General features: G+C 40.5%; 10 protein-coding genes and 1 pseudogene. 7 read left to right on the forward strand and 4 right to left on the reverse strand.

Features of this window, described 5'->3' with window-relative positions; all coding sequences use genetic code 11:
• Positions 1-8: 8 nt before the first annotated feature.
• Positions 9-923, reverse strand: a complete 915-nt coding sequence (gene metA / locus B3Y13_RS09130; protein ID WP_296668727.1) for a homoserine O-acetyltransferase MetA — start codon at positions 921-923, stop codon at positions 9-11.
• Between the two features lie 51 nt (positions 924-974).
• Between metA and B3Y13_RS09135 the strand changes: the two genes are divergently transcribed.
• Together B3Y13_RS09135 and B3Y13_RS09140 are read left to right on the forward strand one after the other, a co-directional pair.
• Entirely contained in the window at positions 975-1,934 is a 960-nt protein-coding gene (locus B3Y13_RS09135; protein WP_296668729.1) for an alpha/beta hydrolase fold domain-containing protein, read from the forward strand.
• Between the two features lie 2 nt (positions 1,935-1,936).
• Complete coding sequence (locus tag B3Y13_RS09140) at positions 1,937-3,493, forward strand: peptidase U32 family protein (RefSeq protein WP_296668732.1); 1,557 nt, start codon at positions 1,937-1,939, stop codon at positions 3,491-3,493.
• Positions 3,494-3,562: 69 nt separating this feature from the next.
• On the opposite strand, the gene B3Y13_RS09145 is transcribed toward B3Y13_RS09140, so the two are convergent.
• Complete coding sequence (locus B3Y13_RS09145; protein WP_296668734.1) at positions 3,563-5,401, reverse strand: RelA/SpoT family protein; 1,839 nt, start codon at positions 5,399-5,401, stop codon at positions 3,563-3,565.
• 528 nt (positions 5,402-5,929) lie between these two features.
• On the opposite strand from B3Y13_RS09145, the gene B3Y13_RS09150 reads away from it, so the two are divergent.
• From B3Y13_RS09150 to B3Y13_RS09170, 5 genes and pseudogenes are all read left to right on the forward strand, one after another.
• Positions 5,930-7,333 carry a TolC family protein gene (locus B3Y13_RS09150; RefSeq protein WP_296694091.1) on the forward strand — a complete coding sequence of 468 codons (1,404 nt, stop codon included), beginning with the start codon at positions 5,930-5,932 and terminating at the stop codon, positions 7,331-7,333.
• Entirely contained in the window at positions 7,330-8,283 is a 954-nt protein-coding gene (locus B3Y13_RS09155) for an efflux RND transporter periplasmic adaptor subunit (protein WP_296668736.1), read from the forward strand. Before B3Y13_RS09150 ends, B3Y13_RS09155 begins: the two co-directional genes overlap by 4 nt.
• Positions 8,284-8,310: 27 nt before the next feature.
• A pseudogene (locus B3Y13_RS09160) lies at positions 8,311-11,420 on the forward strand (efflux RND transporter permease subunit).
• Positions 11,421-11,542: 122 nt separating this feature from the next.
• Positions 11,543-11,827 carry a PG0541 family transporter-associated protein gene (locus B3Y13_RS09165; RefSeq protein ID WP_296023080.1) on the forward strand — a complete coding sequence of 95 codons (285 nt, stop codon included), beginning with the start codon at positions 11,543-11,545 and terminating at the stop codon, positions 11,825-11,827.
• 72 nt (positions 11,828-11,899) lie between these two features.
• Complete coding sequence (locus tag B3Y13_RS09170) at positions 11,900-12,451, forward strand: pseudouridine synthase (RefSeq protein WP_296023083.1); 552 nt, start codon at positions 11,900-11,902, stop codon at positions 12,449-12,451.
• Here B3Y13_RS09170 and prmC read toward each other — a convergent pair.
• Positions 12,436-13,416: a peptide chain release factor N(5)-glutamine methyltransferase gene (prmC, locus tag B3Y13_RS09175; RefSeq protein ID WP_296023087.1), complete on the reverse strand. Its 981-nt coding sequence runs from the start codon at positions 13,414-13,416 to the stop codon at positions 12,436-12,438. The two genes, B3Y13_RS09170 and prmC, sit on opposite strands and share 16 nt — an antisense overlap.
• Before the next feature lie 15 nt (positions 13,417-13,431).
• Positions 13,432-14,508 carry a peptide chain release factor 1 gene (gene prfA / locus B3Y13_RS09180; protein ID WP_296023092.1) on the reverse strand — a complete coding sequence of 359 codons (1,077 nt, stop codon included), beginning with the start codon at positions 14,506-14,508 and terminating at the stop codon, positions 13,432-13,434.
• Positions 14,509-14,534: the final 26 nt, after the last annotated feature.

Consider the following 14,534-nt stretch of genomic DNA (forward strand, 5'->3'; position numbering starts at 1 on the left):
TGGTAATGCTAAATTTTTTCGAGATCGTATGGCGTGTCTTGGTAAACGTAATAGTTTAGCCAGTTGCTGAAAAATAAATGCGCTGTGCTTCTCCAAATGTTGTAAGGCTTTTGTTCAGGATTGTTTTTTGGAAAATAATTTAAAGGAATTTCTATCGGTAGTCCTTTGTTTTTGTCGCGCCAGTATTCTTTTGAAAGGGTTTCTGTGTCATATTCAAGATGTCCCATCATAAAGATCGAGCGGTTGTCTGAACTTTTGCAGAGAGTAATTTCGTTTTCCTGGTTTTCTGCTAAAACGGTCAAATCTTTTACTTTTAAGATTGAATTTCGGCTGACAGTTGTATGGCGGCTTGTCGGAACTGGAAAAATATCATCAAATCCGCGCAAGAGAGGGTCATTTTCTGTAACTTTGTGGTTTGGAATTATGCCAAATGCTTTTTTTTCGAGCTGAACTTTTTTTATGCCGTAATTATGATAAAGTCCTGCCTGCGCTCCCCAGCAGATGTAAAGCGTGCTGAAGACGTTCTTTTTTGCATAGTCCATGATGTCGCAAAGCTCATTCCAGTAATCGACATCTTCAAACGGCATTTGTTCGACAGGTGCGCCAGTAATTATAAGACCGTCGTACTTGTTTTTAAAAATGTCGCTCGACGGAATGTAGAATTTTTCAAGATGCTCTAAACTTACATGACTTGCAGCATGATTTTCCATTCTGACAAGCGAAATGTCTATTTGAAGAGGAGTGTTTCCCAAAAGCCGTAAAAGCTGTGTTTCTGTTGTTTCTTTTGTCGGCATTAAATTGACGATTGCTATTTTTAGAGGACGAATATCCTGTGCGGCGGCTCGGTTTTCCGTCATTACAAAGATATTTTCGTTTTCCAGCACTGTGCGTGCCGGCAAGTCGCTTTGAATTTTTATTGGCATAGCCTTAACTGTAGCAAAATTTTTAATATTATGCTATTGTGCTATTCTATTATGAATCTTTCCGGAAATCGCAAAGCCGCATTAAAAAAACTGAAAAATTTATTTTTCTCGTTAAAGTCTGATGTAAAATCGTTTAGAGCGAAATTTGATTCAGTTTTTACAAATTCAATCTTGCCAAACAACGTTGAATGTTCAGAACGTTCTTATGGCGGAGTTAGCTGCGATTTTTTTTTGCCGGAAATTTACATTACAAAACGGATAATTCTTTATATTCACGGCGGATGCTTTGTCGGCGGTTCAAAGCAGGCTTACCGTAATTTTGCCGCTTCTCTTGCTTCTGCTGCAAGCGCTCGTGCTGTTGTCCCGGAATTTCGGCTTGCTCCGACCCACGCTTATCCTGCTTCTCTCGAAGATGTTCAAAATGTTTTTAAGACGATTTATACTGAAGAGCTTGTTGCAAATTCACTTGAATACGATAATTCAAAAAATCCCGACGATTCAAAATCAGAAATAATTATAATGGCTGACGGTTCCGGCGCTTCGATTGCGCTTGGTCTTGTTTTGAGCCTTTCTGAAAAACTCCGCTCTTCGATTTCAAAAATCGTTCTTTTTAGTCCTTGGCTTGATCTTGGGGCTGATTCTAAAAAGTTTACAGAAAAAAAAGTTTGCGATGAGCTTTATACCGCAGAATCAATGTTCCGTGCCGCAGAAATGTACACTTTCCAAAATAACCGGAACATTCCTTTTGTTTCTCCGCTTCGCGCTACAGAAGAGCAGCTTCGTTTTTTTCCTCCTGTTTATATTCAAATGGGAGAAAATGAGTTTTTGCTTGATGACGCTGAACGAATGGAAAGAATTCTTCTTGAAGCAGGCGGAAAATGCACTTTGGATGTCTGGAAAAATATGCCGGCAATGTTTCAGCTTGCGGATGAATATTTTGAAGAATCGCATCTTGCCGTTGAAAAAATCGGACGGCTTTTTACAGTACAAAAAATTAAGGAAGGTTTATAACGATGGAATTGGTTTGCCCTGCTGGAAATATCGAAAAATTGTCTTATGCGTATAATTACGGAGCAGACACGGCTTACATTGGACTTAAAAAATTTTCATTGCGAGTAAAAGCCGACAATTTTTACGAAGACGAATACAACCGCGTAATTGAATTAAAAAAACGCTTTCCTGGAAAAAGACTTTTTTGCGCATTGAATATTGCTTTTCATAATCAGGACATAAAAGCTTTTTTGGACAACCTTGATTATTTTAAGCAGTATCCGATAGATGCATTTATCGTGCAAGATTTGGGAATGGTTGACATTTTGCAAAAGAATTTTCCAAAAGCACATCTTCATCTTTCAACTCAAGCCAGCTGCATGAATAAAGAAGCCGTAAAAATGTACAATAGAATCGGCTTTAAAAGAGTTGTTCTCGGACGCGAAACAAGTTTGAACGAAATTCGTGAAATCAAAGATGCAAATCCTGATGTTGAGCTTGAATGTTTTGCTCACGGCGCAATGTGTATTGCATATTCTGGGCGTTGTCTTATGAGCGCCTATCTTACAGGCCGCAGCGCGCAGTCGGGCTTTTGTTCGCAGTCCTGCCGCTGGGATTTTGACGTTGGCATTAAAAATCCTGAATTCCGCCTTTCTGACGGAAAAACTGTAAATCTTCTCGAAGCTGTCTCTTCTTTTTCTTGCGCAGATGGAACTCAGACAAAATTAACTCAGTCTCAGGCAAAAGCTCTTGCCCAGAGCGGAAACCTTGTTCTTCAGGAACATAAACGTCCGGGAGAATATTTTCCTGTTTTTGAAGGCGACGACTTTACAGCAGTTCTTTCTTCAAAAGACTTGTGCATGATTGATCATCTTGCTGATATGAAAAAGGCCGGAGTCGATGCAATCAAGGTTGAAGGACGAATGAAGTCGATTTATTACGTTTCGATGGTTACACGTGCTTACCGAAAAGCGCTCGATGCCCTCGAAGGAAAAATTTCTGCTGAAGAAGCGGCTCCTTTTATTTCAAGTTTAAAAGAAGTTCCTCACCGCGAAAGTACAACTGGTTTTTATTACAGCCGTGCTCATGCTGACGAGACTACAGTTGGAGCAAGCGACAGCCCTTATGATATGGCAGGTTCTATTATTGAAGAAATTACCGGAAGCGACTTGGAAAAAGTCTTTAAAAATGGCGAAGAACTCGAAAAAGCACGCCAGAAAGAACTTGAAGAAATGGATCCGCGCATGCGCTCCGCTGTAGAAAAAGACCTAGAAGAGCACCCGGAAAAAGTTGTTCACTCTGTTAAAAAAATTGACGGATACAGGCTTTATCTTTACGAGTCTCTCAACAAAACGGACAAAGGAACTGATTTGGAACTTGTAAGCCCGGATATTCTGTCAGAAAAACTGTGCGGAAACGACTACATTTTTGTAAATCCAAAAAACGGCACAATCCTTGACTGGGTAAATCCAGACCACGACTGTGCGATTTATACAAAAGCAAAAATTTCTGTTGGAACAATAATCCGCACAAAAAATCCGGATTTTGTTGAAGGCCAGATGCGTTATACAGGACGCTAAAAGTTTTGTAAAATTAAGCCCTGCCAGAGCATTATTAAAAAACTCGATGCAGGGGATTTTTTTGCAGATTTACACTTTTTTTTGAGGCAGTTCCCTTACAGCCCATGAAACATCGACCATTCTGTGCTCAATGTTTTCGATTCGCTGGAAGGTAAGACAGTCTGCCCTGTGAACCATGATTCCGTTGCGGGTGCTTGAGTATCCTACGATTACATCGCCCGGTTTTGGACGGCAGCAGCCTGCAAGTCTGTAGAATACGTTTTTCATTCCATCGACTTTTACTTCGCCAGTGTAACGTTCATCAATCTTTTTTTCTGCAAATTTCGGATTTACGGAACGTTTTTTCTTTTTTTCTTCCTGGATTGAGCGCGCTCTTTCGTTATTTGCCGCTAAATCTGCTGCTCTCTGAGCTTCTGCCGCCTTGTCCACAAAAGTAGGATCGTTTGTTACAAGCCAGCTGTGGATTCTGGAACGGGCTTTTGACGTGTGTACAGATTTTAACTGGCTTTCTGTTGGGTGAGCCTGCGGATTTGTAATAATTTCGATAATCTGTGTGTTTTTGAGCGGCTGTGTGAGAGGAATTATTTTTCCATCTGCCTTTGCGCCTACAATTTTTTCTCCAATTTTTGAATGTACGCAGTATGCAAAGTCAATTGCGTTGCTTCCAGCTGGAAGATGAATGACATCGCCTTTTGGAGTGAATACGAAAATTTCGTCAGAAAGCAGTTCTCCTTTTAATTCAGCAAAAAAACTTTCGTCCGAGAGTTTTTCATTTTTGAGAGTCTGCAATTGATTGAAAATTCCGAGATTGCTTATATCGACTTTGTCGTGATTTGTGCCTTTTTTGTAAAGCCAGTGGCTCGCAACACCGTGTTCTGCTTGTTCATGCATTTCTTTAGTACGGATTTGGATTTCGAGAGGCCGGCCTTCGCACATGACAGTTGTATGGAGCGACTGATAGCCGTTTGCCTTTGGCATGGCAATGTAATCTTTAAAACGTCCTTCCATTGGTTTCCATAGTCCGTGGACAATTCCAATCAAAGTGTAACATTCTGCATTTGTCTGGCAGATTACACGCAGTGCAAGAAGGTCGTAGAGCTGGGCTGCCGGAACGTTGCGTTTTTGCATTTTTTTGTAGATTGAATAAAAATGTTTTGCCCGGCTCGAAACCGTCACTTTTATTCCTGCTTTTTCAGAGGCCTTGTAGATTGATTGAACTGCTTTGTCGAGGTAAGAGGCGCGTTCTCCTTGTTTTTGATTTACAATCGCCTTAATTTGCTGAAAAACGTCCGGGTTTGAATATTTTAGGCTTAAATCTTCAAGCTCGTTTTTCATAGTTTGCATACCAAGACGGTCGGCAAGCGGTGCCCAAATGTCGATTACCTCAGCCGCAACAAGGCGCTGTTTTTTTTCTTCGATAGATTTTAGGTGGCGCATGCGGTCAAGACGGTCGGCAAGTTTTACGAGGATTACGCGAACATCGTCAATCATTGCAAAGAGCATTTTTCGGATATTGTCCGCTTGCTGGATTGAGCTTGCATTGATTTTCATGCCAGTGATTCTTGAAGTGTCATAAACAATTCTTTCGATGACTGTTCCGAATTTGTCTTCGACTTCTTTTGTTGTTATGTCTGGAATTTCAAAAATTGAATGCAAAAGACCGCAGACAATACATTCTCCGTCCATTTTTGATTCTGCCAGAATTGAAGCGACGCGCATTGGATGCAGATGATATGGTTTTCCGCAGGAACGTGTTAGAGCAGATGTTTTTTCGCAGAGAAAGTTCCATGCTTGTGTAAACAAGTCTTTTTCCTGCTGGGTATAATTTTCTCCAAATGTGGCAAAAAACTGATTTAACAGAATATCTTTGTCAAATTCCGTGCTGTTAGTAATGATGTCGAATGCCATAAAACATCTCCCATCAGATTTTTATGTATCTGAATACAGGCAAGTTTGTTTAGATAATATCACAATTTTCAGTCATTATAAAGTTACTACAAAATGTTAAAAAATGCTTTTTTTTGAACTGAAAAATTTAATAAAAATAAGCGTTTTCTTATTTTTGATTTTACATTTTCTAATGAAAAAACTGGAAATAAAAGATTATAATAGAAAAATAAAAATGATTTATAAGGGCGAATGTCGAGTTTTTGAAAAAACGGCTTACTAACTTAACAAGGTTGCCATTGCAGTTCTTGGCAATGCGATGTTTGCATAGCAAACTCGGTTAGCAGTCTAATGAAAATTTTCAACGGATTATCGGGTCAAGCCCGATAATGACAAAAAGCGGACAAGGGATTTGTGCGTGGCAAGCACGCTGCGAGATTTTGCTGGCGCAAAACTCGATTATCGACGTGTTCGCTAAAGCGAACGCCTTGTCCTTGCGGACAAGGGATTTGTAGTACCGCCGGAGGCGTTCCGGAGTGCAACGCAGGAATGGAGCGAAAAGGCGCGGAAGTACGGAAAGCCCGGTTTTTGCGAAAGCAAAAATGGCCCAAAAATATAAAACAGGAATGGCTTTTGATGAAAAAGACGGTTTTTAAGACAGTTATTTTTGCCGGAATGTTGCTTGCGGCAAATGTTTATGCGGCGGAAAATTCTAAAAAATATGTTCTTTCGGTGGAAGACGCAGTTAAAATTGCAAAAGAAAAAAATGTTTCGATAAAAAGGCAGAAAATTACTCTTGATGCGGCTTTGCGCGCAAAAAAGGACAGCTGGAATTCTGTGAGTCCGAGTGTGGCTGTTGGCGCAAGTTCGGCAGTTCCGGTTGATTTTTTGACGGGTGGCGACCAGTCTTCTGACTACAATGCGAGTTTTGGCGTTAATGCGAGCGTTTCTGTTTCGCTTTCGGCAAATCTTTTTACTTCGATGAAGAGCGCGCAGCTTTCTTTTGAGCAGAGCAAAATCAGTTTTGATGAGGCTGTCAGGCAGATTGAACTTTCTGTCCGCCAGTCTTATTACGGACTTTTGTACGAAAAGGAAAATATTGGACTTCAGGAAGAAAATTTAAGAATTGCAAAGCAGCAGTACGAAAGCAATCTTCAAAAATACAATGCCGGCAGGTTGAGCGAAGTTGACGCTTTGAGCGCGGAAGTAAACTATAAGTCGAAAATTCCGACGGTTGAAAACGCTTACACGGCTTATATCAACGACCTCGATAATTTTAAGCAGATTTTGGGACTTGCGGTTGCAGATGAAATTGAATTTACAGGTTCTTTGGACGATTATCTTTATTTGGGCGAAATTACGGTTGAAGAAAAAAATGTAACTTCGGCAGCTCTTCAAAACCTTGAGTCTCAGCTCGAAAGCGCAAAAGTTTCTGTAATGGACAAGCGTTTTTCGGCTTTTGTGCCGTCTTTGAATGCAAATTTGTCCTGGAGAGATTCTTCTTGGTATGTTGGAAAAGATGATGCTCCTGATCCTAAAAAAACGGCTTCGGTTAGTTTGAGCGCGTCAATTCCTTTGGATGGAGTTTTGCCGTGGTCGCAAAAAAACAATGCGATCGACAGCGCAAAGGATAAGGTTTCTGATCTTGAGCTTCAGATTGATAACGAAAGAAAAAATTTTATCCGGACGATAAATTCAAGCCTGCGTTCAATAAAGCAGAGCCAGGAAGCAATAAAATACAAGCAGGCGAATGTTGAGCTTGCCGAAAAAAATTACTCTATGACGAGCGAAGCGTACAATCGCGGAACAAAGGATTTGCTTTCCTTGCAGAATTCAAACAATACGCTTTTACAGGCAAAGGTTTCTCTTAACAGCGAGATTTTGACTCTTGCAAAAACTATAATGAAATTAGAAAGCACAATCGGTGCTGATTTCGGGAGCTTGACAAAATGAAAATACGAAAATCGTTTATTGTTGCCGCTGTTGCGGTTCTTGCAGTCGTTTTGACGGCAGTTTATGCAAAAACTATCGGAAAATCTTCTGGAAAACCTGCTGGTTTTGATGGAAGAGGCGGACGAGGCGGAAATAGTGCCGTTGTTTCTGTGCGGACAATGACGGCAGAAATTACAACACTTCACGGCTATGTAAATACGAATGGAGAGGTTGAAAGCCAAAATTCGGTTTCGGTTTATCCGGATATGGGCGGAAAAGTAATTTCGACTTCTGTAATGCTTGGTTCTAGCGTAAAGAAAAACGACATAATCGCCTATGTTGATCCGAGCGAGCCGGGAACAAATTACCGTTCAAGTCCAGTTTACGCGCCGATTTCTGGAAGCGTGATTTCGACTCCTCTCAAAAACGGCAAAAAAGTTACTACGAGCACGGCAATTGCGATAATCGGCGACATCAACAATCTTCAGGTTACGGCAAATGTGCCGGAGCGTTATGTTGCGGTTTTAAAAAAGGGGCTGAAGGCTGAAGTTTCTGTCGAGGCATATCCTGGCGTGATTTTTGCAGCAACAGTGAGCAGAGTTTCGCCTGTTGTCGATGCAACAACACGAACGAAAGAGGTTATTTTGACTTTTGACCGCCACGATGAACGCATAAATGCCGGAATGTTTGCAAAAGTAAAACTTTACACGGAAGATTATTCAGGGGCGGTCGTAATGCCGTCGGATGCGCTTGTTCAAAACGGAGATGACTTTTTTGCGTATATTGTAAATTCTTCTGGTGGCGGCGAAACCGTTTCTAAAGTAAAAGTCGAAAAAGGAAAAACCGTTGACGGATATGTTCAGATTTTAAGCGGCGTAAAAGAAGGCGATAAAGTTGTTATACAGGGAATGGCGAGCTTGGGCGACGGTTCAAAAATATTGGATATTTCCAGCCCGACAAAAAAGAACTGATGGCTGCGAAAAAAAAGCGAGGAACTTATGTCTATTTCAAAAAAAACTCTTGAGCATCCTGTTTTAACGTTAATCGTTTTTGCTCTGCTTGGAACAATCGGAATTTTTACTCTTAAAAACGTTGCTGTAAGTTTGATGCCGGATGTTGACTCTCCTTATATAAATGTTCGTACGACTTATAAAAATGCAGGTCCGGAATCTGTCGAAAAAACGGTTACGAAAGTTTTGGAAGGGCAATTAGTTTCTTTGAGCGGATTAAAATCTCTTACATCCACATCTTCAGAAGGATCNNTTCAATCAGCCTTGAATTTAACTACGGAACAGATTTGGAAAGTGTTACGAACGACATTCGCGACAAAATAAGCCGCGTAACGCGAAATCTTCCGGATAATGCGAGTTCTCCTTCGATTTTTAAAATGAATGCGGATTCAATGCCGATTATGAGAATTGCAGTCCGCGGGAACCGTTCAAACGACGACTTAAAAATAATCGCCGAAGACCAGATTGTCGATCTTCTTGAGCAGGTTGACGGAGTTGCAGAAGCGAGTGTTTCCGGCGGACGTGAAAAAATTCTGAGAGTTGATGTTTCTCAGAACAGGCTTTCTGCTTATGGGCTTACGATGGCAAATCTTTCGGCTGCTCTTTCTAAACAGAATCTTGAACTTGGCGGCGGAAAAATCAACGAAGGCGAAACAGATTACACTATCAGAACTACAGGAGAATTTTCCAGCGTAGAAGAAGTTGCTGGCACTATAATAACGGCAAAAAACAATTATGTTGTGCGGCTGAGCGATCTTGCAAACGTTTACATGGGTTACAAAGACAAGTCAAGCGAAGTTTACATTAACGGACTTCCGGGCATTTACGTTTCTGTTACAAAACAGTCTGGAAAAAATACTGTTACTGTTGCGAAGGCGACTCGCGAAAAAATTGCAGAAATTCAAGATATTATGCCAAGCGATGTAATCCTCGATGTAATTTCTGATGACTCAGAATCAATTAACGATACAATTGCGACACTTTTGGATTCGGCATATTCAGGACTTGTACTTGCAGTTTTGATTCTGTTTTTGTTCTTGAAATCCGGAAAATCAACCTTAATAATTGCAATTTCAATTCCTCTTTCAATTATAATCACTCTTTTAGCAATGAATTTTGCCGGAATCACGCTTAACATGATGACTTTGACCGGTTTGATTTTGGGCGTTGGAATGATTGTAGACGCATCAATCGTAATGATTGAAAATATCTATGTTTACAGAAGCCGTGGCGCAAAACCGAAAATTGCCGCTGTCTTAGGTTCGCAAGAAATGCTCATGAGTGTAACTTCTGGAAACCTTACTACAATCTGCGTGTTTTTGCCTTTTATCTTCTTTATAAAAGAGCTTGGAATGATGGGACAAATGTTCAAGGGAATTATTTTTACCGTTGTAATTGCTCTTGTTTCTTCTCTTTTTGTTGCAGTGTTTTTGGTTCCAGTTCTTGCAGGTGTATTTTTGCCTCTTACAAACAGGGCAGAAAAGCCGATTCGGTTTAAGCCGCTTGCTAAATTCTACGAAATCTTAGAAATTCCAATGACAGTTGTTACAAAAGCGTACAGAAAAGGCTTGAAATCTGCTCTTGAGCACAGAGCTTTGACTGTTTTTGTCTGTATTTGCGCGCTTTTGATGTCGTTTATTTTGATTCCAACATTAAAAGTCAACATGATGAACAACGGAACTGATTCGAGCGTGACGATGAATTTGACACTTGCAAACGGAACTCCGCTCTCTGAAACCACAGCTGTTTTAAGAGATTTTGAAAAAATTGTTGAAAAAGAAATTCAGGGCTATACGACTGTAATCACTTCGATTGGAACAGGCCGAAATTCAAGCACAAACAAAGGTTCAATTCAAATCAATTTGCCGGAGGATTCTAGCAAACAAATTGATACTTCCGATACAGTGCAGACTAAGCTCAGAAAATACTTTAATTCATATCCGGGCGCAAGATTTACTTTTAGCCAGGGATTTGGACGGCAGATGACAGGTTCTGAATTTAAAATCCGTGTGCGTTCCGACGATTTGGACAAGGCGATGAATGTTGCCTCTCAAATCCGCGAAGTAATGGAAAAAATTGATGATATTGGAGAAGTTTCAATAGATACGGATCGCGGACTTCCAGAAATTCAGGTTGTAATTGACAGACAGCGCGCTTATTCTTTTGGAGTTGATGTGACGACGGTTGCAAAAGAAATAAATTACGCAGTAAATGGTGTTACGGCGACTACTTACCGCGAAAACGGCAAGGAGTATGATATGATTCTTCTTTATGAGCCAGATGACAGAAAATCTACCGCAGACCTTGAACAGATTTACGTAAAAGGCACAAACGGCATGGTAAGCGTTGCAAATTTTGCGGAAGTAAAAAAAGGTCTTGGTCCTGTAACAATCAGACGCGAAAATCAGACACGGCGAGTTACTGTGACTGCTGACAAAAAAACAGACCGAAATTCGACAGAAATTGTTCAGGAAATAAAAGATGGAATTGCAGAAAGTTTTATTATTCCAGAAGGAGTTTCTGTTGTTTACGAGGGAGCATGGAAAGACACAAAAGATCAGGGAAGAACATATCTTTTGATAGGAATAATGGCGATTCTTCTTGTATTTGGCGTAATGGCAGGAACTTACGAAAGTTTTAAAGCGCCGATAATCAATTTGACGACAATTCCATTCCTGATAATTGGAGTCGTATTCATATTTAAATTTGCGGGGCAGGCGTTCAGCATGACAAGCGCAGTTGGAATCATCATGCTTGTTGGAATTGTAGTAAACAATGGAATAATTTTGGTTGACTACACGAACTTGCTTATAGACCGCGGACGAAAAATGAAAGATGCGTGCCTCGAAGCTGGAGTAAGCCGTCTGCGTCCAGTATTGATGACAACTTTAACAACAATTCTTGGAATGATCCCAATGTGCTTTGCGACAGAAGGAAGCGCGGCTATGGTTCAGCCTATAGCAGTCGCTGTTGTAGGAGGACTTACATCGTCAACTTTTGTAACGCTTTTCTTTATACCGGTTTTGTATTCACTTATAATGAAAGAAAAAAAGCGCGAAAAAAGCCGGATCGAAGTGATTTTGACGGGTGAAAAATAAAAACAAAATTGCATCCTTGCAATTTTGTTTTTACGAGAAAAATCTGTTCACCAAAAGGCAAACAGAATTTTCTCTCTTTACGTTTTTGCGCCATCCTTGGCGCACTAATTTAGGAGCTTTGCATGATTCGCTGTGAAATAATTGCCAATCAGTCGGTTCAGGAAGAAATAACGGTTTTGCTGGAAGAAAAAATTTCTGATATACAATATACAATCGTGCCACTTGTGACTGGGCGTGGAAAAAATAGTTATAAACTTGGAAATTCAACTTGGCCAGAAACAAATTTTCTTTTGATTTCGTATATTGACGACAAGGATTTATCCATGGTCAAAGCCGTTGTAAACGCTGTAAAACAAAAATTTACTGGTGAAGGCATAGAGCTTTTTTGCGTAAAATCTTTGACATAAAATTACGTCCCTGCAATTCAAGGTTTTATTATGCGTAAAAAACATATTCCGAAAATTAAATTTTATTTTCTCATGAACAAAAAGTCTGGGGTTGTCTGCTCTACGGTGAGCGACAGACGGCAAACTGTTTATGAGGTTTTTCCAAAAGAGATTTTGACTGACGAAAATGGCGCAAATCTTCATTCTATTGGCAGGCTTGACGCAGACACGGAAGGACTTTTGCTTTTTACAAATGACGGCAAACTTTCTGACTTTTTGACGCGTCCTCAAAACAAAATCGAAAAAACTTATCTTGTTGGTCTTAAAAATCCAGTTTCCTCTTCTGAACAAAAAGATTACGTTAAAAAAGCAGAGTTTGGGCTAGTTCTTCCGCCAGAAAAAAAAGCAGGCGAACAAAAAAGTTGTGGAGCAAAAATCGACTGGTTAAACGAAAATGAATGTAAAATCACCCTGACAGAAGGAAAATTTCACGAAGTAAAAAGAATTTTTTGTGCGCTTGGAAACGAAGTTGTTTTTTTAAAGCGGATAAAAATGGCAGGACTTTTTCTTGACGAAAATTTAAAACCCGGAGAATACAGGACTTTGACGGAAGCAGAAATTGAAGTTCTTTATGCAATGCTATGAGTTTTTGTTCCGATTACATCTCTTAGCATGTTGTTAAGGTCTTTTTCGATGTGAACGTTTTTAAAACCTGTCTTTTCAAAAAGTTTTGCGGTCTGTTCGGCATTGTATTCTCCTGTTTCCATTATCAGAGTTCCGCCACAGACAAGATGCTCAAAACACTGGGGAACAAGTCTTTTTATCAAAAAAAGACCGTCTTCTGTTCCCGAATATTCTCCGTCAGAGCAAACATCTCCGTCCAAAGCAAGCAAAGGTTCGCTTCTGCCGTCTTTTAAAAGTTCGAGACTCTCAGAATGAGGAACGTAAGGCGGATTTGTCAAAATGTAATCAAAAGAAAAAGGTACGTTTTCAAACAAATTGGACTGAATGAGCCGGATTCGCGAAAGAGCAGAAGTTAGGTTTTCTGGATTGCTTAGTTTTTCGCCTTCGCCCAAAAGCCTTTCTGCATTTTTTTTGGTAATTTCCAAAGCGTCCGCCGAAATATCGACAAATGTCATTTTTGGCAGGCAGTTTACCTGAATTCCGTCATTTTCTAAAAGCGCCTTGAGGACAGAAATTCCAACGCAGCCGCTTCCGCTGCACATGTCGCAGATTTCGGGAATTTTCTTTATACTTCCGTCTTTATTTTCGTTTTTTGAATAAAAAAGCGCGAGTGAATTTAATGCCTGCTCAATGAGGATTTCAGTGTCTGGTTTGGGAATCAAAACTGCCGGCGTTACATAAAAATCGTAACCGTAAAATTCCTTGTGCCCGGTAATATAGGCAACCGGAAGCCCCGTTTTTCGCCGCTGAACTGCATCTAAAAAGTTTGATTCCTGTTCTTTTGACAGATTGCAATCCCGTTTTAAAAGGAGCTGCGTTCTGTCAAAACCTGTAACAAACTGCAAAAGAACAGAAATGTCCAGGTCGGGAGAAGGAGAGTTTTTGAGCTGCTCCTTTCCGTATTTTTTTGCCTCAAGAATATTCAAGCTTGTATTTCCGTTTTATGCTTCAAGCTCTTTGAACTGTTCTTCTTTTGCGTAAACGTTCAGAGCATCGAGCATTTCGTCCATATTTCCCATCATAAACGAAGGCAGGTTATGCAAAGTCAAGTTGATTCTGTGGTCAGTTACGCGATCCTGCGGATAATTGTACGTTCTGATTTTTTCAGAGCGGTCTCCGTTTCCAACCATACTTTTGCGGGCAGCAGAGCGTTCTGCATCGAGTTTTGACTGCTGAAAATCAAAAAGACGAGCGCGCAAAACTTCCCACGCTTTTTCTTTGTTTTTGATTTGCGATTTTTGATCCTGCTGAATTACGACAATTCCGGTCGGAATATGAGTAAGGCGAACAGCAGAGTCGGTAGTATTTACACATTGGCCTCCAGGACCGCCCGCACGCATAACGTCAACGCGAACATCCCCCGGATTGATTTTTACGTCAGCTTCTTCGGCTTCCGGCAAAACCGCAACCGTAACAGTCGAAGTCTGCAGCCGTCCTTGAGATTCAGTCTGCGGAACACGCTGAACACGGTGAACACCAGATTCCCAGCGCAAAGTTCCAAAAACAAACTTTCCCTGGATTTGAGTTACGATTTTGTTAAAACCGCCAACTTCAGTCTCCTGTGCTTCAAGATTTTCGTATTTCCAGCCTTTTCTTTCGCAGAGATGGCAGTACATTTCCCACATATCGCGCACAAAAAGCGAAGCCTCGTCGCCACCAGCAGCAGAGCGGATTTCCAAAATAATATTTTTTTCGTCGAGAGGATCAGGCGGAATCAGTTTGAGCTTAATCTGTTCTTCAAGAACTGGAACTTTTTCTTCAAGTTCTTTCATTTCTTCACGGGCCATTTCCTTCATATCAGGATCATCTTCGGCTGTAATCATCATTTTGGCATCTTCAATGCCGGACAGACATTTTCTATATTCGTTTCCAACTTCAAGCACATCAGACAAATGTCCATGTTCACGCATAACATCCTTGTATTTTTTCTGGTCTTTAACAAGGTCTGGATCTTGAACCATTTCGTTAATTTCTGCAAAACGTTTGTCCAGTTCATCAAGTTTTTTTAATAAATCCATTCCCACATATTACAAAAAACACGAGG

Origin of the sequence: Treponema sp. UBA7567 (assembly GCF_002476655.1) — a bacterium.
GTDB lineage: Bacteria > Spirochaetota > Spirochaetia > Treponematales > Treponemataceae > Treponema_D.